The sequence below is a fragment of the Nocardia sp. NPDC058244 genome, from assembly GCF_042882065.1.
In the GTDB taxonomy this organism is placed as follows: Bacteria; Actinomycetota; Actinomycetes; order Mycobacteriales; family Mycobacteriaceae; genus Nocardia.
On record NZ_JBHVWX010000010.1, the window covers coordinates 40,801 to 64,876 of the forward strand.

At 69.7% G+C, this 24,076-nt stretch carries 26 protein-coding genes; 13 read left to right on the forward strand and 13 right to left on the reverse strand.

Annotated elements, in window-relative coordinates:
• Positions 1 to 104: 104 nt before the first annotated feature.
• Together acnA and ACFVW6_RS28740 are read left to right on the forward strand one after the other, a co-directional pair.
• Positions 105 to 2,918 (forward strand): aconitate hydratase AcnA, encoded by a 2,814-nt coding sequence (acnA, locus tag ACFVW6_RS28735; RefSeq protein ID WP_378830197.1) that lies wholly within the window; start codon positions 105 to 107, stop codon positions 2,916 to 2,918.
• Between the two features lie 134 nt (positions 2,919 to 3,052).
• Positions 3,053 to 3,619, forward strand: a complete 567-nt coding sequence (locus ACFVW6_RS28740) for a TetR/AcrR family transcriptional regulator (protein WP_019047713.1) — start codon at positions 3,053 to 3,055, stop codon at positions 3,617 to 3,619.
• A gap of 100 nt (positions 3,620 to 3,719) precedes the next feature.
• Here the strand turns inward: ACFVW6_RS28740 and ACFVW6_RS28745 are convergent, their stop codons facing one another.
• Positions 3,720 to 4,214 (reverse strand): MarR family transcriptional regulator, encoded by a 495-nt coding sequence (locus tag ACFVW6_RS28745; protein WP_355275969.1) that lies wholly within the window; start codon positions 4,212 to 4,214, stop codon positions 3,720 to 3,722.
• A 65-nt stretch (positions 4,215 to 4,279) separates the two neighbouring features.
• Between ACFVW6_RS28745 and ACFVW6_RS28750 the strand changes: the two genes are divergently transcribed.
• From ACFVW6_RS28750 to ACFVW6_RS28765, 4 genes are all read left to right on the forward strand, one after another.
• Positions 4,280 to 4,774 carry a cupin domain-containing protein gene (locus ACFVW6_RS28750; protein ID WP_378830195.1) on the forward strand — a complete coding sequence of 165 codons (495 nt, stop codon included), beginning with the start codon at positions 4,280 to 4,282 and terminating at the stop codon, positions 4,772 to 4,774.
• An 89-nt stretch (positions 4,775 to 4,863) separates the two neighbouring features.
• Positions 4,864 to 5,280, forward strand: a complete 417-nt coding sequence (locus tag ACFVW6_RS28755) for an acyl-CoA thioesterase (protein WP_357345209.1) — start codon at positions 4,864 to 4,866, stop codon at positions 5,278 to 5,280.
• Between the two features lie 284 nt (positions 5,281 to 5,564).
• Complete coding sequence (locus ACFVW6_RS28760) at positions 5,565 to 5,984, forward strand: hypothetical protein (RefSeq protein ID WP_355275973.1); 420 nt, start codon at positions 5,565 to 5,567, stop codon at positions 5,982 to 5,984.
• Positions 5,985 to 5,997: 13 nt separating this feature from the next.
• The gene (locus tag ACFVW6_RS28765) at positions 5,998 to 6,957 is read left to right on the forward strand and encodes an MvdC/MvdD family ATP grasp protein (protein ID WP_355275975.1); all 960 of its coding nucleotides are present in this window, start codon (positions 5,998 to 6,000) and stop codon (positions 6,955 to 6,957) included.
• A 7-nt stretch (positions 6,958 to 6,964) separates the two neighbouring features.
• Here the strand turns inward: ACFVW6_RS28765 and ACFVW6_RS28770 are convergent, their stop codons facing one another.
• Together ACFVW6_RS28770 and ACFVW6_RS28775 are read right to left on the reverse strand one after the other, a co-directional pair.
• Entirely contained in the window at positions 6,965 to 7,237 is a 273-nt protein-coding gene (locus ACFVW6_RS28770; RefSeq protein ID WP_019047730.1) for a helix-turn-helix domain-containing protein, read from the reverse strand.
• 175 nt (positions 7,238 to 7,412) lie between these two features.
• Complete coding sequence (locus ACFVW6_RS28775) at positions 7,413 to 9,044, reverse strand: ABC-F family ATP-binding cassette domain-containing protein (protein WP_355275979.1); 1,632 nt, start codon at positions 9,042 to 9,044, stop codon at positions 7,413 to 7,415.
• A 148-nt stretch (positions 9,045 to 9,192) separates the two neighbouring features.
• Here ACFVW6_RS28775 and ACFVW6_RS28780 point away from each other — a divergent pair, with 148 nt between their 5' ends.
• Entirely contained in the window at positions 9,193 to 9,957 is a 765-nt protein-coding gene (locus tag ACFVW6_RS28780) for an SDR family oxidoreductase (protein ID WP_378830192.1), read from the forward strand.
• Positions 9,958 to 10,035: 78 nt separating this feature from the next.
• Here ACFVW6_RS28780 and ACFVW6_RS28785 read toward each other — a convergent pair whose 3' ends face one another.
• A complete protein-coding gene (locus ACFVW6_RS28785; RefSeq protein ID WP_378830191.1) occupies positions 10,036 to 12,363 on the reverse strand; it encodes an MMPL family transporter in 2,328 nt (775 codons plus the stop codon).
• 178 nt (positions 12,364 to 12,541) lie between these two features.
• On the reverse strand, positions 12,542 to 13,627 hold the full coding sequence (locus ACFVW6_RS28790; protein ID WP_378830190.1) for a lycopene cyclase family protein: 1,086 nt from the start codon (positions 13,625 to 13,627) through the stop codon (positions 12,542 to 12,544).
• Between the two features lie 109 nt (positions 13,628 to 13,736).
• On the opposite strand from ACFVW6_RS28790, the gene ACFVW6_RS28795 reads away from it, so the two are divergent.
• Both ACFVW6_RS28795 and ACFVW6_RS28800 read left to right on the forward strand, forming a co-directional pair.
• Positions 13,737 to 14,654: a Ku protein gene (locus tag ACFVW6_RS28795; RefSeq protein ID WP_378830189.1), complete on the forward strand. Its 918-nt coding sequence runs from the start codon at positions 13,737 to 13,739 to the stop codon at positions 14,652 to 14,654.
• A gap of 15 nt (positions 14,655 to 14,669) precedes the next feature.
• Positions 14,670 to 15,215 carry a GNAT family N-acetyltransferase gene (locus ACFVW6_RS28800; protein WP_218718217.1) on the forward strand — a complete coding sequence of 182 codons (546 nt, stop codon included), beginning with the start codon at positions 14,670 to 14,672 and terminating at the stop codon, positions 15,213 to 15,215.
• A 14-nt stretch (positions 15,216 to 15,229) separates the two neighbouring features.
• Here the strand turns inward: ACFVW6_RS28800 and ACFVW6_RS28805 are convergent, their stop codons facing one another.
• Entirely contained in the window at positions 15,230 to 15,841 is a 612-nt protein-coding gene (locus ACFVW6_RS28805) for a TetR/AcrR family transcriptional regulator (RefSeq protein ID WP_378830187.1), read from the reverse strand.
• Positions 15,842 to 16,116: 275 nt separating this feature from the next.
• On the opposite strand from ACFVW6_RS28805, the gene ACFVW6_RS28810 reads away from it, so the two are divergent.
• Genes ACFVW6_RS28810 through ACFVW6_RS28820 form a run of 3 tightly spaced genes read left to right on the forward strand, consistent with a single transcriptional unit; the run spans position 16,117 to position 18,661 of the window.
• Positions 16,117 to 16,989: a MetQ/NlpA family ABC transporter substrate-binding protein gene (locus ACFVW6_RS28810; protein WP_378830186.1), complete on the forward strand. Its 873-nt coding sequence runs from the start codon at positions 16,117 to 16,119 to the stop codon at positions 16,987 to 16,989.
• Complete coding sequence (locus tag ACFVW6_RS28815; RefSeq protein WP_378830185.1) at positions 16,986 to 17,999, forward strand: methionine ABC transporter ATP-binding protein; 1,014 nt, start codon at positions 16,986 to 16,988, stop codon at positions 17,997 to 17,999. Before ACFVW6_RS28810 ends, ACFVW6_RS28815 begins: the two co-directional genes overlap by 4 nt.
• The gene (locus ACFVW6_RS28820) at positions 17,999 to 18,661 is read left to right on the forward strand and encodes a methionine ABC transporter permease (RefSeq protein WP_355275993.1); all 663 of its coding nucleotides are present in this window, start codon (positions 17,999 to 18,001) and stop codon (positions 18,659 to 18,661) included. The genes ACFVW6_RS28815 and ACFVW6_RS28820 overlap by 1 nt, the downstream gene beginning before the upstream one ends.
• A gap of 66 nt (positions 18,662 to 18,727) precedes the next feature.
• Here ACFVW6_RS28820 and ACFVW6_RS28825 read toward each other — a convergent pair whose 3' ends face one another.
• From ACFVW6_RS28825 to ACFVW6_RS28835, 3 genes are all read right to left on the reverse strand, one after another.
• Positions 18,728 to 19,228, reverse strand: a complete 501-nt coding sequence (locus ACFVW6_RS28825) for a DUF4189 domain-containing protein (RefSeq protein ID WP_357345193.1) — start codon at positions 19,226 to 19,228, stop codon at positions 18,728 to 18,730.
• A 244-nt stretch (positions 19,229 to 19,472) separates the two neighbouring features.
• Positions 19,473 to 20,030, reverse strand: coding sequence for an NADAR family protein (locus ACFVW6_RS28830; RefSeq protein ID WP_378830183.1), 558 nt, complete (start codon positions 20,028 to 20,030; stop codon positions 19,473 to 19,475).
• Positions 20,031 to 20,099: 69 nt separating this feature from the next.
• A complete protein-coding gene (locus ACFVW6_RS28835; RefSeq protein ID WP_378830181.1) occupies positions 20,100 to 21,323 on the reverse strand; it encodes a PucR family transcriptional regulator in 1,224 nt (407 codons plus the stop codon).
• 157 nt (positions 21,324 to 21,480) lie between these two features.
• On the opposite strand from ACFVW6_RS28835, the gene ACFVW6_RS28840 reads away from it, so the two are divergent.
• Positions 21,481 to 22,110 (forward strand): TetR/AcrR family transcriptional regulator, encoded by a 630-nt coding sequence (locus ACFVW6_RS28840; RefSeq protein ID WP_378830180.1) that lies wholly within the window; start codon positions 21,481 to 21,483, stop codon positions 22,108 to 22,110.
• 59 nt (positions 22,111 to 22,169) lie between these two features.
• Here the strand turns inward: ACFVW6_RS28840 and ACFVW6_RS28845 are convergent, their stop codons facing one another.
• From ACFVW6_RS28845 to sufU, 4 genes are all read right to left on the reverse strand, one after another.
• The gene (locus tag ACFVW6_RS28845; RefSeq protein ID WP_378830179.1) at positions 22,170 to 22,598 is read right to left on the reverse strand and encodes a DUF4189 domain-containing protein; all 429 of its coding nucleotides are present in this window, start codon (positions 22,596 to 22,598) and stop codon (positions 22,170 to 22,172) included.
• Positions 22,599 to 22,712: 114 nt separating this feature from the next.
• Entirely contained in the window at positions 22,713 to 23,087 is a 375-nt protein-coding gene (locus ACFVW6_RS28850; protein WP_378830178.1) for a hypothetical protein, read from the reverse strand.
• 126 nt (positions 23,088 to 23,213) lie between these two features.
• Positions 23,214 to 23,597: a metal-sulfur cluster assembly factor gene (locus ACFVW6_RS28855; RefSeq protein ID WP_355281263.1), complete on the reverse strand. Its 384-nt coding sequence runs from the start codon at positions 23,595 to 23,597 to the stop codon at positions 23,214 to 23,216.
• Positions 23,597 to 24,073, reverse strand: coding sequence for a Fe-S cluster assembly sulfur transfer protein SufU (gene sufU, locus ACFVW6_RS28860; RefSeq protein ID WP_355281265.1), 477 nt, complete (start codon positions 24,071 to 24,073; stop codon positions 23,597 to 23,599). Before sufU ends, ACFVW6_RS28855 begins: the two co-directional genes overlap by 1 nt.
• Positions 24,074 to 24,076: the final 3 nt, after the last annotated feature.

Sequence of the window (24,076 nt, forward strand, 5' to 3'; positions counted from 1 at the left end):
ACTGTTAGGCTCGTACGGCGAGGAAACCGGCATCTCACGGCGCCGGAACCCCCTCCGAAGACGCGAGTCGCCGGCACAGCCCCGCCGGCGGCACACCCTCACACATGAGTGGAGCTGACGTGACGAAGATTGATACCTTCGGCGCCAAGGGCACGCTCGAGGTCGGAAGCAACTCCTACGAGATCTTCCGTCTCTCGGCTGTTCCCGGCACCGAGAAGCTGCCCTACGCCCTGAAGGTGCTGGCGGAGAACCTGCTGCGCACCGAGGACGGCGCCAACATCACCGCCGATCACATCCGAGCGATCGCGAACTGGGACCCCTCGGCACAGCCGAGCGTCGAGATCCAGTTCACCCCCGCGCGCGTGATCATGCAGGACTTCACCGGCGTGCCCTGCATCGTCGACCTCGCCACCATGCGTGAGGCCGTCACCACCCTCGGCGGCGACCCGAGCAAGGTCAACCCGCTCTCCCCCGCCGACATGGTCATCGACCACTCGGTGATCCTGGACGTCTTCGGTCGCGCCGACGCGCTGGAGCGCAACGTCGAGCTCGAGTACGAGCGCAACGGCGAGCGCTACCAGTTCCTGCGCTGGGGCCAGGGCGCCTTCGACGACTTCAAGGTCGTCCCCCCGGGCATGGGCATCGTCCACCAGGTCAACATCGAGTACCTGGCCCCCACCGTCATGGTCCGCAACGGCCAGGCCTACCCCGACACCTGTGTGGGCACCGACTCGCACACCACCATGGTCAACGGCCTCGGCGTGCTGGGCTGGGGCGTGGGTGGCATCGAGGCCGAGGCCGCGATGCTGGGCCAGCCGGTCTCCATGCTGATCCCGCGCGTCGTCGGCTTCAAGCTGACCGGTGAGATCAAGCCGGGCGTCACCGCCACCGACGTGGTGCTCACCGTCACCGACATGCTGCGCAAGCACGGCGTCGTCGGCAAGTTCGTCGAGTTCTACGGCGCAGGCGTGTCCGAGGTGCCGCTGGCCAACCGCGCCACCCTGGGCAACATGAGCCCCGAGTTCGGCTCCACCGCGGCGATCTTCCCGATCGACGAGGAGACCATCAACTACCTGCGCCTGACCGGCCGCACCGACGAGCAGCTCGCGCTCGTCGAGGCGTACGCCAAGGAACAGGGCATGTGGCACAACGCCGACAACGAGCCCGCGTACTCGGAGTACCTGGAGCTGGACCTGGGCACCGTCGTGCCGTCCATCGCCGGTCCGAAGCGCCCGCAGGACCGCATCCTGCTCAGCGACTCGAAGTCCGCCTTCCGCTCCGACATCGTCAACTACGTCGGCGAGGGCGAGCTGTCCGCGCTGGACGAGGCGGGCGAGGAGTCCTTCCCCGCGTCGGATTCGGTGGCCGTGTCCGCCAACGCCGCCGACGACACCTACACCCCGGCCCACTCGGCCGCCAAGGGTGCCAACGGCCGTCCGTCCAAGCCGGTCGAGGTGCGCTCCGAGGAGCGCGGTGACTTCGTCCTCGATCACGGCGCCGTCGTGGTCGCGGGTATCACCTCCTGCACCAACACCTCCAACCCGTCGGTCATGCTGGGCGCCGCCCTGCTCGCCCGCAACGCGGTGGAGAAGGGCCTGTCGACCAAGCCGTGGGTGAAGACCAACATGGCGCCGGGCTCGCAGGTCGTCTCCGACTACTACGAGAAGGCCGGCCTGTGGCCCTACCTGGAGAAGCTGGGCTTCTTCGTCGGTGGCTACGGCTGCACCACCTGCATCGGTAACACCGGCCCGCTGCCCGAGGAGATCTCGGCCGCGATCAACGACAACGACCTCTCGGTCACCGCCGTGCTGTCGGGTAACCGCAACTTCGAGGGTCGCATCTCCCCCGACGTGAAGATGAACTACCTGGCCTCCCCGCCGCTGGTCATCGCGTACGCGCTCGCGGGCACCATGGACTTCGACTTCGAGACCGACGCCCTCGGCCAGGACACCGATGGCAACGACGTCTTCCTGAAGGATATCTGGCCCTCGGCCCAGGAGATCGACGACACCATCAAGGCGTCGATCAGCCAGGACATGTTCCGCAACTCCTACGCCACCGTCTTCGACGGCGACGCCCGCTGGCAGGGCCTGGCCACCCCGGAGGGCGACACCTTCGCGTGGGACGAGAAGTCGACCTACGTCCGCAAGGCGCCGTACTTCGACGGCATGTCGATGGATCCGAGCCCGGTCACCGACATCAAGGGCGCCCGCGTCCTTGCGCTGCTGGGCGACTCGGTCACCACCGACCACATCTCCCCGGCCGGCCCGATCAAGCCCGGCACCCCCGCCGCGCAGTACCTCGACGCCAACGGTGTGGCCCGCAAGGACTACAACTCGCTGGGCTCGCGTCGTGGTAACCACGAGGTGATGATCCGCGGCACCTTCGCCAACATCCGGCTGCGCAACCAGCTGCTCGACGACGTCTCGGGTGGCTACACCCGCGACTTCACCCTCGAGGGCGGCCCGCAGGCGTTCATCTACGACGCCTCGCAGAACTACCAGGCCGCCGGCATCCCGCTGGTCGTGCTCGGTGGCAAGGAGTACGGTTCGGGCTCCTCGCGTGACTGGGCCGCCAAGGGCACCAGCCTGCTGGGCGTGAAGGCCGTCATCACCGAGTCGTTCGAGCGCATCCACCGCTCCAACCTCATCGGCATGGGCGTTGTGCCGCTGCAGTTCCCGGCCGGCCAGTCGGCCGCGTCGCTGGGCCTGACCGGCACCGAGACCTTCGACATCGAGGGCATCACCGCCCTCAACGAGGGTGTCACCCCGAAGACCGTCAAGGTCACCGCCACCGCGGAAGACGGCAAGGTCACCACGTTCGACGCGGTCGTCCGCATCGACACCCCCGGTGAGGCCGACTACTACCGCAACGGCGGCATCCTGCAGTACGTCCTGCGCAACATGATCCGCGGCTAACACCTCGGTGTCCGGTGGTGCAGTATCGAATGATGCTGCACCACACGGGCATCCGGTCACGGATGCCCTGTTCGCGACAGCCCCCGTCTCGGAATTCCGGGGCGGGGGTCCGTGTATTCCCCGTTGGAGGACTCATGCCCAAGGTCAGCGACGACCACCTCGCCGCCCGCCGCAGCCAGATCCTCGACGGCGCACGGCGCTGCTTCGCCGAATACGGCTACGACGGCGCCACGGTGCGCCGTCTGGAAGAGGCCATCGGCCTCTCGCGCGGCGCCATCTTCCACCACTTCCGCGACAAGGACGCGCTGTTCTTCGCCCTGGCCAAGGACGACGCCGAGCGCATGGCCGAGGTCGCGGCCAACCAGGGCATCGTGCAGGTCATGCGCGACATGCTCGCCCGCCCCGAGGAATTCAACTGGCTGGGCACCCGGCTCGAGATCGCACGCCGGGTCCGCACCGACCCCGAGTTCCGCGCGGGCTGGACCCAGCGCTCGGCCGAGCTCACCGCGGCCACCCTGGCCCGCCTGGAACGCCGCAAGGCCGCGGGCGCGCTGCGTGACGACGTCCCCACCGACGTCCTGCTCGGCTACCTCGACCTCGTGCTGGACGGCTTGATCGCCCGGATCGCCTCCGGCCACACCGACGACAACCTCTCCGCCGTCCTCGATCTCGTCGAAGCCTCGGTCCGCCGTCGCGACTGAGGCACGAAACCGACACCGGCACAGCAGCTTTCGACACTCGCCATCCCCGATTGCGGCGCGCGGGAAACAGGGCGGCGACGGTTGCGCCATCCGGGATCGGCTAGTCGCCGAGGCTTCTCAGCATGATGCGGGCGATGCGATCCAGCGATTCCCGATCGGCGGGGTCGAGCACCGACAGCATGCGTGTCTCGTTCTCGGTGTGCGCGGCGACCACCACGTCGACGAGCGCGCGTCCCTCCTCGGTGAGCGCGACCCGCACCGCCCTGCGGTCGGCCCGATCGGCGATCCGGCGCACCAGCCCGGCCGCTTCCAGCCGGTCGATCCGCCCGGTCATCCCGGCGCGCGAGAGCATCAGGGTATCGGCGAGCACCGAGGGGTTGAGCTCGCACGGCGCGCCCGAACGACGCAGCGCCGCAAGCACGTCGAACTCGCCGCGCTGCAGGCCGTGCGCGGTGAACACGGCCTCGATGCGGGCCGTCGCCACGACCATCAGCCTGCCGAGCCGTCCGAAGACGGCCATCGCGGCCAGGTCGAGGTCGGGGCGTTCGCGGCGCCACTGGGCGGCGATGGCATCGACGGCATCCGGATCATCCATGGACACGATTCTATTCGCTGCGATATAGTTTGGCAGCGAACTATCAACCAGCGAATGGAATGGCCATGACGAACGCTCGCGACATCGCCCTCTGCCTGCCCGAGGACGCGGAGACCCTCGGCACCGACGCCGTGCGGATGCGCCTGCTCACCGACGCCGACGCCAGCGACGGCACCGTCAGCACGCTGGAGGTCACCATGGTCCAGGGCGCCGACGGCGCGGCACCGCACTTCCACACCCGCTCCGACGAGCTGTTCTACGTCGCCGACGGCGAACTCCAGGTCCTGGCGGGCGACCGCATCCTCACCGTCGGCGCCGGCGGCTCCCTGGTGGTGTCCCGGCACATGCCGCACGCCTTCGGCGCCACTCCCGACAGCGGCGCCCGCATCCTCATCGCGCTGATGCCCGGCGTGCAGCGATTCGAGTACTTCCGCCTGCTCGACCGCCTGATCCGCGGCGAGGCGACGCACGACGAATTCCTCGCCGCCCAGGACGAATTCGACAACCACTTCGTCGACGCCCCCGCCTGGCGGGCCGAACGCGCCGCGCAGCGCCGCTGACCGAGCAGCCATACCGAACCTGCCGGTCTGTGTCACAGATTGCAGCCGCGGCGGGAACAATCGCGGCGAAGCCGCCGGTTATACGCCGTATGACATTCTCCGTACCGGTCCTCGTCCGCGGCTACGAGCTCGATACCCAGGGTCATCTCAACCACGCCGTCTACCACCAGTACGGCGAGCACGCCCGCTGGGAACTGATGCGGGCGGCGGGCATCCCGCAGGACAAGTTCCTCGCCACCGGAATCGGCGCGGTCGTGCTCGAGTCGACGATCAAGTACCGGCGCGAGCTGCGCGGCGGCGACGAGGTGACCGTGACGGCCGCCTGCGAGTGGGACGGCGGCAAGGTCTTCCGCTTCCAGCACCAGATCATCAAACTCGACGGCACGGTGTCGGCCGAGATCACCGTGGTGGCGGGCGCGATGGATCTGACCGCGCGCAAGCTGGTCCCCAACCCGGCCGAGCACTTCCGCGGGCTGGCCGAGCGCCCGGAGCTCCTCGGCCTCTGACACCTCCCGACACGGCCCGGATCGCCGGCAATCTCGCGGCGATGCGGGCCGTCGCCGTCTCCACCATCGTTTGCTGATCGATTGCCGGTGCGACGGGGCGATCCCCGGCTGAGTTGCCCGAAATTCTCTCCCCGCTAGGCGATCACGCGCCGCTCGGCGGTTTGCCCGAGGCTCCGCAAATCTCGCGAACCGGCTCGGCGCGACCCGCTCGCGCGTTATGATCCGTAGCACCTTCGGGGGTTCTGGCAAATCGCGAGCAGACGAGAAGATCGGAGTGAGTGCCCATGACCGACGCCATCCACCTCCCCGCTACCGCGTCGTCCCGAGATCGGGGCCCCGCCTTGCGCGGATTGCTGGTGGCCGAGTCCGATCGCGACATCTCGGTCCGGGTCGACGGTGGGACGTGGACCTTCGACCGGCGTGATGTCGTACGGCTCACCGAGGACCGCGCCGCCGCCGGGGAACGGCAGGTGCGGGTCGACATCCGGCCCGGCGCGACCGCCGATTTCACCCGCCGGATGCGGGTGGAACTGGTCGACCGGCCGATCACGCTGGCGCCCGATCCGTCCGAGGCACTCGGTGACGATCTGCTGGCCCAGGCCACCCGCACCTGGGCGACCAAGCTGCGGATCGCGGAGCGCGGCGGCGTCACCGGCGCCACGTTCACCTTCCGCGACGGCCTCAACTGCGACAGCCTCGACTGAACGGCCCACGGTCATGGAACGCGCGACCGACGCGGTGCTCATCGTCTCCGAAACAGACGACCTGCACGCCGATGCGCTGGCCGCCACGTTGCGAGAACACCACGGGCTCGACCCGATCCGGCTCGATCTGCGCGACTTCCCCAGGGAGACAGGCAGTTTCCGGCTCGACAAGGCAGGCACCAACCGCGCGCTCGCCCATGTCCACGGACTCGACGACGTGCGCGCGGTCTGGTGGCGCAGGCCGCATCCGTGCCAGGTGCCGCACGGCGTGCGCGCCGCCGACGACGAGTTCCGCCAGGCCGAGTGCGACGGGTTCCTGCAGGGCATGCTGTGGTCGATCCCGGCGTACTGGGTCAACGATCCGGCCGCCGAGCGCACCGCCAGCCGCAAGATCGTCCAGCTCGAGACCGCGCAGCGCGCCGGGTTCACCATCCCGGAGACGCTGATCACCAACGACCCGGACGAGGCCCGCAGTTTCGTCGAATCCCGTTCCGGCCCAGTGGTGTACAAGCGCACCGGCACCGGGCGCGGCGAGTTCTCCGAGACCAGGATCATCACCAGGCCGGAGCTGAGCAGGCTCGGCACGATCCGGTCGACCCCGACCACGTTCCAGGACTACGTCGAGGCCAGCTGCGATCTGCGGGTGGTGTGGGTCGACGGCATCGAGTGGTCGGTGCGCATCGATTCGCAGGCCGGCGTCGGCCGGGTCGATTCCCGGCTCGACACCTCGGTCGGCTTCGCCCGCGACCGGCTGCCCGCCCCGGTCAGCAAGTCGCTGGCCACCCTGATGGGCGCCCTCGGGCTGAGCTTCGGCGTCGTGGACCTGCGGCTTGGCACCGACGGGGAGTACTACTTCCTCGAGGTCAATCCGCAGGGGCAGTTCGCCTATCTCGAGATCAAGACGGGCCTGCCGCTGTTCGCCAGCCTGGCGAACCTGCTGGTGCGCGGGGACGGTGCCGTCCCCGGCTGGTGAGCGCGCCTCAGTCGGCCGGATTCTTGCGCCGGTTGGCGCCGCCGCGGCCGCGCAACTCGACGTGCGATTCGACCAGCACATTGTGAATGAAGCCGTACGAGCGGCCGGTGGCCCTGGCCAGTGAGCGGATGCTCGCGCCCGCCTCGTACTGCTTCTTCAGCTGGGACTGCAGCCGGTCGCGGGACTTGCCCGTGACCCGGGTGCCCTTTCCCAGCGCGGCCTTGCCGATCGTCGTCTTGCCCTTGGCCGACCTAGCGGCCTGTCTCGCACTGTCGCTCATGGCTTCCTCCGAGTCGCCGAGCAGCTGATTCCAGGCTAGACACTCCGGAGTCGGTGATCAACGAAAACAGTGATGAAACTCACGCGAGTGCCGCGAGTTCCCTCCCGACACAGCGTTTCACGCGCGACACACCGCTGTCCCGGCATCGGCGCGACCGCCGCAAGCCCCCGACGGCTCAGGCGAGGTCGATCAGCTCGGCGTATTCCTTCGACCAGTGGTCCTCGGTGCCGTCCGGCAGCAGGATGACGCGTTCGGGGTTGAGTGCCTCGGCCGCGCCCGGGTCGTGGGTCACCAGGACGACGGCGCCGGCGTAGGTGCGCAGCGCCTCGAGCACCTGCTCGCGCGAGATCGGGTCGAGGTTGTTGGTCGGCTCGTCGAGCAGCAGCACGTTGGCCGCCGAGGACACCAGCCCGGCCAGCGCCAGCCGGGTCTTCTCACCGCCCGACAGCGTGCCCGCGGGCTGCTCGAGCTGCGGGCCGGTGAACATGAAGGCACCGAGCAGACTGCGCAGCTCCTGCTCGCCCGCGTCCGGGGACGCGTGCCGGATGTTCTCCCACACCGTCGCCTGATCGTCGAGGGTGTCGTGCTCCTGGGCGAAGTAGCCGACCTTGAGGCCACGGCCCTGCTCGACACCGCCGGAGGTCGGCGTCTCGACGCCGGCCAGCAGCTTGAGCATGGTCGTCTTACCCGCGCCGTTGAGGCCGAGCACCACGACGCGACTGCCCTTGTCGACGGCGAAGTTGACGCCGGTGAAGATCTCCAGCGACCCGTAGAGCTTGGTCAGGTTGTTCACCATGAGCGGGGTCTTGCTGCACGGCGCGGGCTCGGGGAAGCGGATGCGGGCGACCTTGTCGGCCACGCGCACGTCGTCGAGCTCGGCCATCAGCCGCTCGGCCCGGCGCACCATCTGGTGTGCCGCAGCGGCTTTGGTGGCCTTGGCGCCGAGCTTGGCGGCCTGCTGCCGCAGCGCGCTCGCCTTCTTCTCGGCGTTGGCGCGCTCGCGGACGCGACGCTGTTCGTCGGTGGCGCGGGCGTCGAGGTACTTCTTCCAGCCCATGTTGTAGACGTCGGGCTCGCCGCGCACCGCGTCGAGGAACCACACCTTGTTGACCACGGCCTCGAGCAGTTCGACATCGTGGCTGATCACGATGAGGCCGCCGTCGTGGTTCTGCAGGAACCCGCGCAGCCAGGTGATGGAGTCGGCGTCGAGGTGGTTGGTCGGCTCGTCGAGCAGCAGGATGCGGTCGGAGCGACCGCCCGAACCGTCGGAGGCCGAGAACAGGATGCGGGCCAGCTCGATCCGGCGGCGCTGACCACCGGAGAGGGTGCGCAGCTGCTGGCCGAGGACCCGGTCGGGCAGGCCGAGGCTGTTGCAGATGCGGGCGGCCTCGCTCTCGGCGACGTACCCGCCGAGCGAGGAGAACTGGTCCTCGAGGCGGCCGTACTTGCGGATCGCCTTCTCGCGTTCCTTCTCGTCGACCACCTCGGCCATCAGCGCCTGCTGCTTCTCCATGTCCCGGATCAGCGTGTCCAGGCCGCGCGCGGAGAGCACCCGGTCGCGGGCGATCACGTCGAGATCGCCTTCCTTGGGGTCCTGCGGCAGGTAGCCGATCTCGGTGGAGCGCGTGATCTTGCCGGCGTACGGCTCACCCTCCCCCGCGAGGATGCGCAGGGTGGTGGTCTTGCCGGCGCCGTTGCGGCCGACCAGTCCGATCCGGTCGCCGGACTGCACCCGCAGCGCCGGCCCGGGGGCCGCGAGCAGGGTGCGGACTCCGGCCCGGACCTCCAGGTCGGTCGCCGTGATCACAGGGCTTCTCCTCGTGTCGCACAGAATGGTGAGCGCCGAACCGACCCATCGTGCACCGTCGGCCTCGGCAAGAACCACCCATTTTACCGTCCGCCGACGCGGCGGCCGAACCGGCGCCGCCGGGTGTGAGCGTGGTTACTCTCGTCGCATGACTACCGATCTACTTGGCAGGACCGCCCTCGTCACCGGAGCGAGCCGCGGCATCGGCCTCGCCACCGCCGCCGAACTCCTGCGCCGGGGGGCCAACGTGCTGATCACCGCGCGCAAGCCCGAACCGCTGGAGGCCGCGGCGACCGAGCTGCGGGCGCTCGGGCACCCGGGGCAGGTGAGCGCGCTCGCGGGCAACGCGGGCGACGCCGATGCCCGCGCCGAGGCCGTGGCCAGGGCGGTCGCGGAGTTCGGTTCGCTGGACATCCTGGTCAACAACACCGGCATCAACCCGGTCTACGGCGCGCTGATGGACGCCGACCTGGGCGCGGTCGGCAAGATCTTCGACGTCAACGTGGTGGCCTCGCTCGGCTACGTCCAGCAGGCCTATCGCGCGTGGATGGCCGAGCACGGCGGCGCGATCGTCAATGTGGCCAGCGTGGCCGGGATCCGGTCCTCGGGCGTCATCTCCGCCTACGGCGCCTCCAAGTCGGCGCTGATCCGGCTCACCGAGGAACTGGCCTGGCAGCTGGGCCCGAACATCCGCGTCAACGCGGTGGCGCCGGGCGTGGTGAAGACCAAGTTCGCCGACGCCCTGTACTCCGCCGACGAGGACCGCGCCGCCAGCGTGTATCCGCTCAAGCGCCTCGGCGTCCCGGAGGACGTGGCGAGGCTGATCGCGTTCCTGGTCTCCGACGAAGCCGCCTGGATCACCGGCGACTGCGTCCGGGTCGACGGCGGTCTGCTCGCCACCGGCGGTATCTGACCCACCCCCGCACACGCCGAGGGCGGCATCGGTGTCGCACGGAAACCGATGCCGCCCAGCGGAACTACGTCGCCGGGGTCAGTCCGTGGACTCCCGTCCGGCGGCGGCGAGGCCCTCCTCGGCGCGGGCCGCTTCGGCGCGCGCGAGCGGATCGTTGACCAGCGGTTCGGCCTCGGCCACCGGCCTGCCGGTGGTGACGCCCAGCGGATCACGCACGGGGACATCGTGACTCAGCGACCGGCCGGCGCCGCCCTCGTCCAGGCCCCATCGATCGTGCAGGCGGCGCAGGAATTCCGGCGCGTACCAGTTGGCGTCGCCGAGCACCTTCATCGCGGCGGGCAGCAGGAACCCGCGCACCAGGGTGGCGTCGACGATGACCGCCAGCGGCAGGCCGATGCCGAAGGCCTTCATGAAGGTGATGTCGGAGGCCAGGAAGCCGAGGAACACCACCGAGATCAGGACCGCGGCGGCGGAGACGATGCGGCCGACCCGTTCCAGGCCGAGCGCGACGGCGGTGTCGTTCTTACCGGTCCGGTCGTACTCCTCGCGGATACGCGAGAGCAGGAACACCTGGTAGTCCATCGCCAGGCCGAACGCCGCGGCGAACAGCATCACCGGCACCGTCGCGGCCAGATCGCCGGTGACGGTGAAACCGAGCAGCCCGGACAGGTGCCCGTCCTGGAAGATCCACACCAGCGCGCCGAAGGTCGCGGTGAGACTCAGCGCGCTCAGCACCACCGCGAGCACCGGCAGCACCACGCTGCCGGTGAGCGCGAACAGCACGATCAGCATCACGATCACCACGAAGCCGAGCGCCCAGGGCAGCGCGTCCTCGATGGCACCGATGGAGTCGACATTCGCGGCGGGTACGCCGCCGACCAGCAGCTCGCTCGGGGTCTCGACGGCCCGCACCTGCCCGACCAGGTCCGCCAGCGCCGCGCTCTCGGTGGTGGCGGGCACGATCGACAGGTAGACGGCCCGATCCGCCCGGAACCGGGCGTTGGCCGCGGTGGGACCGGCGAGCAGACCGCCCTGGGCGTAGCTGCCGGTCGCGGTGTCGACCCGGCGCACGTGCGCCAGATCCGACATCTGCCGGGCGATCGCGTCCACGCCGGCCGCGCTGTACGCGCTCTCGGGCAGTACGGCGACGAGGGGGCTCTGATCGCTCTCGCCGAAGTCGGCCTGCACGATCTCGGTGACCTGGCGCGACGGCATCGACGCGGGCAGGCTCCGCTCGTCGGGGAAGCCGAGCTGCACGCCGAGGAACGGCGCGCCCAGGATCAGCAGCAGCGCGGTCACGGCCAGGCCGATCGGGATCGGCCTGCGCATCACGGCGGTGGCCAGCTTGTGCCAGGCGCCCTCGCCGGGGGCCGGGCGCGGCGCCCGCAGGAACCACCAGCCCATCTGGCCCTTGTCGATGCGGGTGCCGAGCAGCAGCAGGGTGGCGGGCAGCACGGTCAGCGAGACCGTCGCGGCCAGCGCCGCGACGACGATGCCCGCGTATCCCATCGACCGGATGGCGAGCAGCGGGAAGAACAGCAGGCCCGCGAGCGCGACGGCGACGGTCAGCGCCGAGAACGCGACGGTGCGGCCCGCGGTGCGCAGGGTGGTCGCCACCGCACCGGCCGGGGTGCGGCCCTCGGACAGCTCGTCGCGATAGCGGTTGACGATCAGCAGGCTGTAGTCGATGGCGAGACCGAGACCGAGCAGCGTGGCCACATTGGTCGCGCTCACCGAGAGCGGGGTGAACAGGGTGAGCACCCACAGCGCCCCCATGGTCGTCACCACGGTGAGGAACGCGACCAGCAGCGGCAGGCTCGCGGCGACCAGTCCGCCGAAGACGAACAGCAGCGCGATCAGCGTGAGCGGGAAGGCGATCGCCTCACCCTTGGCGATGTCGGCCTTGCCCTGTTCGACGGTCTCGTGCATGAGCATGGCGAAGCCGCCCGCCCTGACCTGCAGCGTCCCGTGGGTGCCGCTGAGCTCGTCGGCGATCGTGGCGACGCGGTCGTCGATCTCGCGTTCGGTGCCGAGCACGCTGGCCACGATGAGGCCCTGCTTGCCGTCGACACTGCGCAGCGCGGGCTGGTGGGTGGTCCAGTAGGAGGCCACATCGGTGACGCCGGGCCGTTCCTGCAGGTTGGCCACCAGGGCCGTGGCGGCCGCGGTGGATTCGGGGTCCTCCACCGAGGACTCGGTCTCCACGAGCAGCAGCAGGTTCGGCGGTGACTGCCCGAACTCGTCGCGCAGTACCGCCAGCGCCCGGCTGGATTCGCTGTCCGGGTCGGTGTATCCGCCGCCCTCCACCCGCTCGAACAGCGTGGCGCCGAGTGCGCCGAGCACCACCGCGAGCACCGCGAACACGCCGAGCACCCAGCGGCTGCGCCGCTTGGTGAATTCGAACACCGATATTCCCCTAACTAGTCACGCAACTGGGCGGCACGCACGTCGACGCGCGGGGCTGGGGGAACTCCCGGCCGGTCCGCCTCGTCGGCCCGAATCTGTTGGCGGGTCGGCGCGTTCGCTCGGCGATGGTAGCAACTTCGTGGCGGCGCCGCCGGGCCTCGGGCCGACCCCGCGGACGCTAGGCGGTTGCTCGCCCGCCGACTCCGGCCACCGAGGTCGCGAGCGTGCGGCGCAGACGCGGTGGGAGCGCGGCGAACAGCCCCCGCATCGCCGCCGCGGTACCGCGCAGATCGGCGTTCCCGGACAGGTACGCGCGCTGCAGCGGGGCAGGGAGCGCGAAGAACGCCTCGAAGAAGATCGGCAGGTCGCGGGGCGGGAGCGCGAGCAGCGCGCGCAGCCCGGCCCGGCGCAGGGCGGCGACGGCGCGCGCCTGTGCCGTCCAGGACGTGCCGCCCAGCGCGACGGTGTCCGCGGCGCGCAGCGCGGCCGCCACGCTGTAGCCGGTGGCGGGGTGGATCATCCCGCCCGCCGCCCCGATCCGGCCCCGGCCGGGCGTACCGCCCTGCACCGGAAAACGCACCCGCTCGACCGGTTCCGTCCCGGCGAACGGGATGCCGCGGGCGCGCAGACGATTTTCCAGCCGCTCACGCAGGACCGCCGGATCGAGCGCGGGTCGGCCCGCGAGGCAGGTCTCCTCGACCAGGATCGTGTCCGGGCCGAGCGGGACCGCGTAGAGGAACGACGGCGGATCGTCGGGGCCGGTGCCGTTGTCGCGGCGCCAGTCCATGAACAGCGTCGGCTGATCGGGGGCGAGGGTGTCGCGGCGCAGGATCATCCCGTAGGCGGTCTGTTCGGCCCGGCGCGGCGATCGGGCCAGGCCGCGCGCGTCGAGCACCCGGCCGGTCAGTGTCCGTCCGGCGGCCGTGCGCACGATGCGCGCGTCCAGGTCGACGACCCGGTCGGCGATCACCCGCGCGCCGTCGAGGGTCAGCGAGCGCTGCAACGCCACGGTGTCGAACACCTGGTACGCGCGCTCGAGCCGGTGCTCCCCCACCGCCCAGGCCGTCGGCCGGGCGACGGTCGCGGCGACGACGGCGGGGTCCAGCCAGTCCGGGAGTTCGTCGGCCCAGGCCGCGTAGGTCGGCGTCCAGCCGCGCTCTGGGTGCGGGTCGATCACCGTCACCGGCAGGCCACGGGCCAGGGCGCGATGGGCCACCGCCCGGCCCGCGGGGCCGAGTCCGCAGATGATCACCTCGGCGTGCACCCGTCGATTGGATCAGACGCCACGATTTCAAGCACCGCCGCGTCACGGCCGCGCACCGGTTCGGCGGCGTCGGCTCGCCCCCGCGCGATCTATCGGCCATCATGGGGAAATGAGATCGATCTGGAAGGGCTCGATCGCATTCGGGCTGGTCAATGTCCCGGTCAAGGTCTACACCGCGACCGAGGACCACGATATTCGGTTCCATCAGGTCCACGCCAAGGACGGCGGCCGGATCAAATACGACCGTGTCTGCCAGGTGTGCGGCAATTCCGTCCAGTATTCCGACATCGACAAGGCCTACGTCTCCGCCGACGGCGACCAGGTCGTGCTCACCGACGCCGATTTCGCGAAACTCCCGGCGGCGGAGAAACACGAGATCCCGGTGCTGGAATTCGTGCCCTCCGAGCAGATCGATCCGGTGCTGTTCGACAAGAGTTACTACCTCGAACCGGATTCGGCCACACCCAAGGCCTATCAGTTGCTGGCCGCCACACTCGAACGCATCGACAAGACCGCGCTGGTGCACTTCACGCTGCGGCAGAAGACCAGGCTGGCGGCGCTGCGGGTGCGCGACGGCGTGCTCGTGCTGCAAACTCTGCTGTGGCCCGACGAGGTGCGCGCCGTCGACTTCCCTGCCCTCGACGACGCCCCCGCGCCGCGCCCGCAGGAATTGAAGATGGCCGAAACCCTGGTCGAGTCGATGTCGGGCGATTTCGATCCCACCGAATACACCGACGAATACCAGATCGAATTGCAGAAACTGCTCGACGAGGCGATCGCCAGCGGATCCGGCAAGGTCGAGACCGCCGCCTCGGCCGAACCCGCCGAACAACCCGATGCCGAGGTCGTCGATCTGGTCGCGGCGCTCCAGCGCAGCCTCGAGGCCAGCGGTCGCCGCGACGCCGACGCGACGCCGGCGCCCGCGAAGAAGGCGGCGAAGAAAGCGCCGGCCAAGAAAGCGGCGCCACGCAAAGCCGCGGCGAAGAAATCCACGGACGGCAAGACCGCGGCGCGCAAGGGCGCATAGGGCAGACTGGCCCGCATGGACTCCTCGATCGCTGTCGTGCCGATGGGGCTGGGACATCTGCGGCAAGTCCTCGACCTCGGCCACCAGGTGTTCGACACGACCACCAAGCCCTACACCTCGTGGTCGCTCACGGCGGTCGCCGAGCATCTGGACAGCCCCGACAACGCCTGCTGGGTCGCCCTGGACTCCGATCGGGTCGTCGGCTTCGTGCTCGGCTCGATGGAATTCGAGCACCGCGACGACTGGGCCTATCTGGAATGGATCGCGGTCGCCCCCGACATGCAGGGGCACGGCATCGCGCGGCGGCTGGTGAACGTGTGCTCGGAGGCGCTGTTCGCGCGCGGCGCCCGCCATATCGTCACCGATGTCGAGGACCGCAACAGCGCCTCGGCCGCCCTGATGACCAGCACCGGCTTCGTGCCCGCCGCGACCGTCACCCTGCTCGTGCGCCCGAACCCCGACGAGGCGGGCGGCGAGCAGCCGCTGCCGCCGATGTCGGCCACCACCCGCCACGATCTCATCCGGCGCGGCCGCTTGTCGGTGGAGCACCCGCGCCGCTGAGCGGAGCGCCGTCGCTAGGCCGGATCGGCGGGCACCACGCCCGCCACGAGCGCGTCGCTGACCATCCGGGCGACGATGCGCGCGAGTTCGGGTGCGCGCGCCGGATCTTCGTCGAGCACGACGATCCAGGCGAACAGCGGACCGAGCAGCAATGCCTGGGTGATCGCCGGATCGGGGCGCCGGGTCAGGTCGCCGCGGGCGATCGCGCGGTCGAGCAGCTCACCGATGACGGAGCGTTCCACCGCCAGGTAGGTGGTGGTGAAGCGCTCCGTCAGCGTGGCATCGGCCCGGATATCGGCGAGCAGCCCGGTCATCACGTCGGAGCCGGAGCGACGCAGTTGCTCGCCGATCCGCTCGATCAGCGCGCCCAGGTCGCCCTCGAGCGTGCCGGTGTCGGCGGGCGGGGCCTCGTCCAGGTCGTGCAACACGACCGCGAACGTCATCTCCTGCTTGGTGGCGAAGCGGCGGTAGATCGTCGCCTTGCTCACCCCGGCCCGCGCCGCGACCGCGTCGACGGTGAGCGCCGCGTACCCGGACTCCGCCAGTACCCCGGTCACCGCCGCCGCGATCGCGGTGTCGACCCGGCTCTCGCGGGGGCGTCCGCCCGCTGATTTCGACGTCCTCATGCTCGCAGCATACGAAACTCCGATTCTCGTATGCGGCGATCCCTCCTCGCGGAACTTCGCCTCCAGCTCACGCGGCGTCGCCTGCGGATCGGCCGGGTCGTCGGTCTCGAGGATCCCGGCCGCGGACGGCGCAGAACTCGCATCGTCCGCAAAGTAGTCGCACGTCCAGGAGTTGCCGAGGGTTTCGCTCGAGGCAACGCAAACCGTTGTTTCGGCGTACGAACGGAGGCTTGGATGACCGGGTTCATCCTCAGCGAGCAATTCGGGAGCATCAAGTGAAATTCCGGCGGGTACTGGCGATCCCGGTCCTGGTAGCAACCGCGGCCCTCACCCTCACGGCGTGCGGTTCGGACGACGCGGACTCCGGCACCGTGGTGCGCATCGGCACCACCGACAGGGACAAGGCCTGGGACGTCTTCGAGCAGAAGGCCAAGGAGCAGGGCATCACCCTGAAGATCACCAGCTTCTCCGACTACAAGCAGCCCAATGCCGCGTTGTCGCAGAAGCAGATCGACGTCAACCTGTTCCAGCACCTGCAGTTCCTCGGGCAGTACAACGTGGCGAGTTCGGACACGCTGACCCCGATCGGCGCGACCTACATCGTGCCGCTGGGCCTGTACTCCAAGAAGCACAAGGCGCTGGCCGACATCCCGGCCGGCGGTCAGATCGCGATCCCCAACGATCCGACCAACCAGGCCCGCGCGCTGTTCGTGCTGCAGGCCGCCGGGCTGCTGAAGCTGACCGGCACCTCCGCGCAGCCGACCCCCGCCGACATCGACAAGGGCGCGTCCAAGGTGACGGTGACCCCGGTCGACGCCGCGCAGACGGCGCTGTCGCTGGCCTCGGTCGACGGTTCGGTGATCAACAACACCTTCCTGGACCGCGCCGGGATCGATCCGCATTCGGCGCTCTACAAGGACGATCCGAAGAACCCGGCCGCCGAGCCGTACATCAACGTGATCGTGACGCGGGCCGAGGACAAGACCAACCCGACCTACCTGAAGCTGGTCGAGATCTGGAAGGACCCGGCCGTGGCCGCCGCGCACGCGGAGGTCACCAAGAACACCGCGGTCGCCGTGACCCGCCCGGGCCCCGAGCTCGAGCAGATCCTCGACCGGGTGCAGCAGGGCATCCGCGCGAACAAGTGAGCGCACCCGACGCCGCGGTCGAATTCCGTTCCGTCAGCAAGGTCTTCGGCAGCGGCGCCGAGCGGCACGTGGCGCTCGACGACATCGATCTGCGGATCGAGGCGGGCGAGATCTTCGGGGTGATCGGCTACTCCGGGGCGGGCAAGTCGACCCTGGTCCGGCTGATCAACGCCCTGGAGAAGCCCACCTCGGGCACGATCACCGTCTCCGGCGCCCCGATCACCGGGGTGCCGGAGTCGGCGGTGCGCACCCTGCGCCGCGATATCGGCATGGTGTTCCAGCAGTTCAATCTGTTCCGCTCGCGCACGGCGGCGGGCAATATCGAATATCCGCTCAAGGTGGCGGGCTGGAAGCGCGCCGAACGCAAGGCGCGCGTCGCCGAGCTGCTCGACTTCGTCGGCCTCACCGAGAAGGCGCGCGCCTACCCCGATCAGCTCTCCGGCGGGCAGAAGCAGCGCGTCGGCATCGCCAGGGCGCTGGCGACCTCGCCGTCGCTGCTGCTCGCCGACGAGGCGACCTCGGCGCTGGACCCGGAGACCACCGCCGAGGTGCTGCGGCTGCTGAAGAAGATCAACGCCGAGCTCGGGGTGACCATCGTGGTGATCACCCACGAGATGGACGTGATCCGCGCGGTCGCCGACCGGGTGGCGGTGCTGGCCGAGGGCCGGATCGTCGAATTGTCGCCCACCTTCGACGTCTTCGCGGCGCCGCGGGCCGCGCCGACCCGGTCGTTCGTGGCCACCGTGCTGCACAACCGGCCCGACGCGGCCGAACTCGCGCGCCTGCGGGACCTGCACGGCGGCAGGCTGGTCACCGTCGACGTCGACGACGACAGCGGGATCGGCGCCGCGCTGGCCGCCGCGACCGCCGCCGACGTGCGTTTCGAGATCGTCTACGGCGGGGTTAGCACGTTGCAGGACAAGACGTTCGGCAGCATCACGCTGGCGCTGCACGGCCCCGACGACGCCCTCGACCGCGTGGTCGCCGACCTGGAGCGGAAGGCGAGCTGATGGAGACCAACTGGGAGAAGCTGCGGCCCACGCTGTTCGAGGCGATCGGGACCACCGTCTATCTGGTCGGCGTGACCTTCGTCGTGGCCGGGGTGATCGGGCTGGCGCTGGGCACCGCCCTCTACACCACCCGCCGGGGCGGGCTGCTGGCCAACGCGCCGGTCTATCTGGTGCTCAATGTGCTGGTGAACGTGGTGCGCCCGATTCCGTTCATCATCCTGCTGGCGGCGCTGGGTCCGGTCACCCTCGAGGTCGTCGGCACCACGATCGGGACCGAGGCCGCGCTGTTCGTGATGATCGTCGCGGCGTCGTTCGGCATCGCCCGGATCGTGGAACAGAATCTGGTGACGGTCGATCCGGGCGTGATCGAGGCGGCGCGCGCGGTCGGGGCCGGTCCGCTGCGGATCATTCTCACGCTGCTGATTCCGGAAGCGCTCGGGCCGCTGATCCTCGGCTATACCTTCGTGGTCATCTCGATCGTGGACATCTCCGCCATGGCGGGCACGGTCGGCGGCGGTGGACTCGGCGATTTCGCGCTGGTCTACGGCTATCAGCAATTCGATTGGGAAGTCACGATCGTGGCGACGCTGATCATCATCGCCGGCGTGCAGGGTGTGCAGTTCTTCGGCAATTGGCTGGCCCGGAAGGTATTGCGGCGCTGAGAATACCGGTGGGGAAAGAGAACGGGGTGCAGACCGATTCGGTCCGCACCCCGTTGTCTGGATTCGTCAGACGTTCGCCGTGCAGGCGGACAGGATGACGCTCGCCGCGCGCGGCGAGGCCGAACCCGGGTCAGGGAACGGCGGCGCGCTGATTCCCAGCACGTCGACCGCCGAGCGCTCGGCCGCGGCCAGGGAGTGATCCCAGGACCAGCCGAAGCGGTAGTCGGCGCCCTGCGCGACGGCACCGCAGGCATTGCGGAACTCGACGACGATCTGGCAGTCCCAGACGCCGCACTCGGCCAGCGCGGCCTGGCTCGCGGCCGCCCAGCTGCCGTAGTTGACCGCCGAGGCGACCACGGCCTCCTTCGACGACAACGCCAGCGCGCCGTAGAGATCACCGGCGGCGGCCTGGAAGCCACCGTCGCGCGAGACGGCGGTGTAGCCGGGCGCCTCGGCGATCGCCACGCCGCTCTCGGCCGCGGCGGCCGAGCCGGCGTTCACGACGGTGAACGCGGCCACCGCGGACATGGCGGCCACACCCAGGGCATATTTGCCCACAACAGACATCAGTGAATCTCCCCATCGAAAAATCGGCTTCGCGGTCGAAGCCGAACCAATCATGAACCGCCACACGGGTCATCGAGAAATAGCTTTCCCGAATTGCCCGCCCGGCCGGGTTCCGCGAATTCCGCCGCGCGCCGGCATGAGCACGACGCCAACCGAATTCGCCTACCGTGACGCCCGAATCCTCCCGGTCCGTCCGTCCGCCACAGACTAACAACCCCCACCGACAACCGGGGATCGCCGGCGGCTAGCCCGCCGCGGCGAACACCTCGCGAGCGCGCATCAGGGCGAAACCGAGCAGGTTCTGGCCGCGCCAGCGCGCCGGGTCGGTGGCGCGCGCGTCGTCGGCGGCCAGGCCGATCCCCCAGATCCGGTCCACCGGGCTGGCTTCGACGAGCACCCGCGCGCCGGTGCCGAGCAGGTAGGCGCGCAGGGCGTCGTCCTGGCCGAACTTGGCCACGCTGCCCGCGACGACGATCTCGAATCGCGCACGCTCCCAGACGGTGTCGTCGAAGGCGCGGATCTGCCTGCCCAGCTTCTTGGCCACGCTCGGATGGCTCGCGTCGAGCACGCGAACCGCTGTGCGCTCGTCGTCGAACAGCAGCGCCTTGCGCCACATCATGTAGTGCTCAGCGCTGCGGAACGCGGTGCCGTCGACGACGAATTCCGCGGGCCACCACTGGCTCAGGCAGCTCGCGCCGATAGTCCCGTCGGCGCGCGGGGTGTGCCCCCAGAACGCCAGGTATTTCGGTGCCGCGCCCTGCTCGATCGCGTGACACAGCTGCTCGACGGTCTCGACGGTCATATCCCCTCCCAGGTTTTGGTCCACTGAACCATATACCGGAGAGGGGACACCGCGCCAACGGTTTCCGGATCAGGCCAGGCGGGCTTCCACCGTCGGCCCGGAGTGGAAGCTGCGGGCGATCATGGCCGAGCGCAGCTGCCACAGCCCCGAGCCCTGGGCCGGATCCAGACCGGTGAGCTGCGCGATGCGGCGCAGGCGGTAGTCGACGGTGTTGGTGTGAATGTGCAGCAGGCGGGCCGTGCGCCTGCGGTTCATATTGTTGGCGATGTGCACCCGCAGGGTCTCGAAGAGCTCGGGGTGGCTGTCCAGCGGCGCGAGCAGCTCGCCGAGGCGGGCGCGGCCGGGGCCGGGACGGGTGAGCTGGTACTCCAGGGCCAGGTCGCCGAAGCGGTACAGGCCGGGCTCGCAGTCGAGCCGTTCGACCATGTCCAGCAGCTCGTGCGCGCGCTCGGCGGCCGAGGGGATCTCCGCGGTGGTCGCCGGGACCAGCGCGCCGGTCACGTCGACATCGGCCGCGCGCGACAGCGCCGCGATCAGGGCGTCCAGGGCGCTGGAGTCCATCAGCTCGGCCGGGATGAGCAGGGTCCCACCGTCCACCGACAGCAGCGACAGCACCTGCTCGCCGCCGTGGTGCGCGAGCGCGGCCTGCACCCGGCGCAGCGCGCGCCGGGCCACCACCGCCCGGTTCACCCGCGGATCGGCGGCCTCGGAACGACGCCGGATCGACAGCGCCAGCACCGAATACGCATCGGCGACGGCGATTCCGCACTCGCGCGCCATGGTGACCGTCGGCTGCCCGGCCAGCAGCGCCGAGGTGAGCGTGTGCACGGCCGTGTGGTGCTCGCCCGCGACGTCGCGGTGCTCGCGGATGTAGGCGCGGGTCACGGTGGTGCACAGCTGATCCGAGATCGCCACCGCCCGGCGGAAGCCGTCGAGCAGGCTCGCCCGGTCGTCGTCGGCGACCGCGTCGAAGACGGCGTCGAAGCTGATCCGCACACCCTCGTGGAAGGCGTGCAGGATGGCGTCGATCGGCACGCCCTCGCGCGCCCAGCCCGCCGCGGCGACCGAGAGCCGGTTCAGCCGCTCGGTCTCGTCGCGGCCGTCGAGCATCCCGCCGACGATCTCCAGGCACAGGCGGGTGACCGCGGTGACGTCACCGGAGATCGCGTCGCCGGGTAGCGTCCGGCAGGTGGCCACGGTGTCGACGAAGTGGCTCACCAGCGTGCCCGTCAGCGTCCGGACATCGCGCAGCGGCTGCCACATCGGGGCTCCATCCACGGGGATCGTCATCATCGTCGACTCCTTCCACACCGCGTCGGCGCGGCCGGCGGTGGTTCAGCTGCCGTAGTGCCCGGCCCCGGTGATGGCCTACACTCCGGTTTCTCCATGATCATGACTCTAGGATGAGCAACTGCTCATCTTCTACTCCTCTTTCGACCGAGGTCTCCGAATGCCACCGCACGCCGACAAGCAGCGCAAACGCCCCAAGCAGGACCGGGCGAAGGAAACCCGCGCCCGCATTCTCACGGTGTCCGCTCATCTTTTCGGCAGCCGCGGAATCGGCAACACCTCGACCAATCGGATCGCCGCCGAGGCGGGCATGAGCATCGGCACCCTGTACCGGTATTTCACCGACCGCGACGAGATCGTCAAGGAACTCACCGACAGCCTGTTCCTGCAGGTCGAGGACCGCTACAGCCGCCTGCTCACGGGCTCCGCCGACAAGACCCCGCGCGACGCCGTGGCCGAGGTGATCCGGATCGCGGTCGAGATCCTGATCGCCAACGGGCCGCTGGTGCGCGCCCTCGTCGCCGATCTGCACTTCTACGGCAGTGGCATCCCGGAATTCGAGCCGCGGCTGCGGATGATCATGAAGCTGTACCTGATCCAGATGCTCGGCCCGACCGAGAACATCGACATCGACACCATGGCCTTCGTCGTCCTCAACGCCGGCTTCGCCACCGCGCTGCGCTCGGTCGAGATGGAGAACGACGGCCTCGACCGCGAGGTCGTCATCGACCACACCGCCGACATGATCGGCGCCTGGATCGCCTCGCTCACCCAGCCGGAGCCCGCCTAGGCCCACAGACCCCGAAGGGCCCGGATCCGTGCGGATCCGGGCCCTTCGGCGTGCGGTGATCAGCGGGCGTTGGCCGTGCAGATCGTCTTGACCACGTGGGCCCCGCTGAACGCTGCCGAACCCGTGTTCGCGAGCAGCGCCTTCGGCTCCAGCTCGCCCAGGCTGGCGTAGGCCTCGGTCTCCGCCTCACGGCTGGTGGCACCCGTGCCGATGCCGATCGCGCCCCCGTCACCCTCGACGATGACACCGCACCCGTTGGCCCAGGCGGCCCAGATGTGGCAGTCGGCGGCGTCGCAGAGGGCGAGCGCCTCGTCGGCGGCGGCTTCGGCCGTCGGCTTGTTCACGCTGTAGGCGAAGGCCCAGTCCGCGTCGCTGAACGAGATGGCGGCGTGCAGGCTCTCCGCGTTCGCCGCACCGGCGCCGAGGACCGAACCGGCCGCAAGGCCGAGCGCCGCGACGGCGAGACCGGCCTTACCCAAGAAACTCATCGAACAATTCTCCTCTGGAATCTGTCCCGGAAGTCCGGAACCTCCGGATTATTGCCGAACAACGGCGTACATCCAATAGCAGGGAGGAAAATCACAGCGCGACAAAGGAACACATCACCACGGCCCGACGAGGAATTCCAGCAGCGCCAGCCCGACGGCGCCCAGAAACGCGACGAACAATCCGGCCGCGCCGGCGATCAGATAATTGCGCCGGGTCGGTGCCGGATTCCCCCACGTCGTGAGCAGACCACCCAGCGCACCGGCCACCGCGAGCACCACCGCGCCGCCGAGCACCAGATAGAAGATGCTGCCGACCGCCGCCGTCGGGGCGCCGCCTATTCCGCTGGTATAGCCGACGAGTGGCACCGGAAAGCGATAGACGGCGGCCGTCGTCGCGGCCGCCACCGGCGCGAGAACGACCGCGGCGAGACCGCCGACGAGCGCGTGCCTGCCGCGTTCGGCGGCACTGCTCCTGCTCGACTCGGCCATTCCTCCATAATCCTCGTCGCGGCCGCACCCGCAACCGGATATCGGTGCCCGGCGGCGAATCCGGCGGGGCCGCGGGAACCGAAAAGGCCCGGATTCCCAAGGAATCCGGGCCTTTTCGCGCGATTTCTAGACCGTGAAGCCGAGGGCGCGCAGCTGTTCGCGACCGTCCTCGGTGATCTTGTCCGGGCCCCACGGGGGCATCCAGACCCAGTTGATCTTCAGGTCCTCGACCAGGCCGCTGCGCACCAGGGCGTTGCGGGACTGGTCCTCGATGACGTCGGTCAGCGGACAGGCCGCCGAGGTCAGCGTCATGTCGAGGGTGGCGATGTTGTCGTCGTCGACGGACATGCCGTAGACCAGGCCGAGGTCGACGACATTGATGCCGAGCTCGGGGTCGACGACGTCGCGCATGGCCTCCTCGAGATTCTCGAGGTGCTCGACCTGTTCGGGCGTCAGCTCCACCTCGGGAGCGGCGGCCTCGGTGGCTTCCACAGCCGGTGTCTCACTCATCACGCTTCCCCATTTCCCATGGCAGGCTTGACTTCTTCGGCCGAGGCGATCCGCACGACGGCGTCCTTGAACGCCATCCACCCCAGCAGTGCGCACTTCACCCGCGCCGGGTACTTGGCGACGCCGGCCAGCGCGATGCCGTCGCCGATCACGTCCTCGTCACCCTCGACGGTGCCGCGGCTGGAGATCATCTCGCTGTAGGACTCGACCACCTTCAGCGCCTGCTGCACCGGCAGCCCGATCACCTGATCGGTGAGGATCGAGGTGGCGGCCTGGCTGATCGAGCAGCCCTGCCCGTCGTAGGACACGTCGGCGACCTCGCCCGCGTCGTCGATGTGCACGCGCAGGGTCACCTCGTCACCGCAGGTCGGGTTCACGTGGTGCACTTCGGCACCGAACGGCTCCCGCAGCCCGCGGTGGTGCGGGTGCTTGTAGTGGTCCAGGATCACTTCCTGGTACATCTGCTCCATGCGCATGAC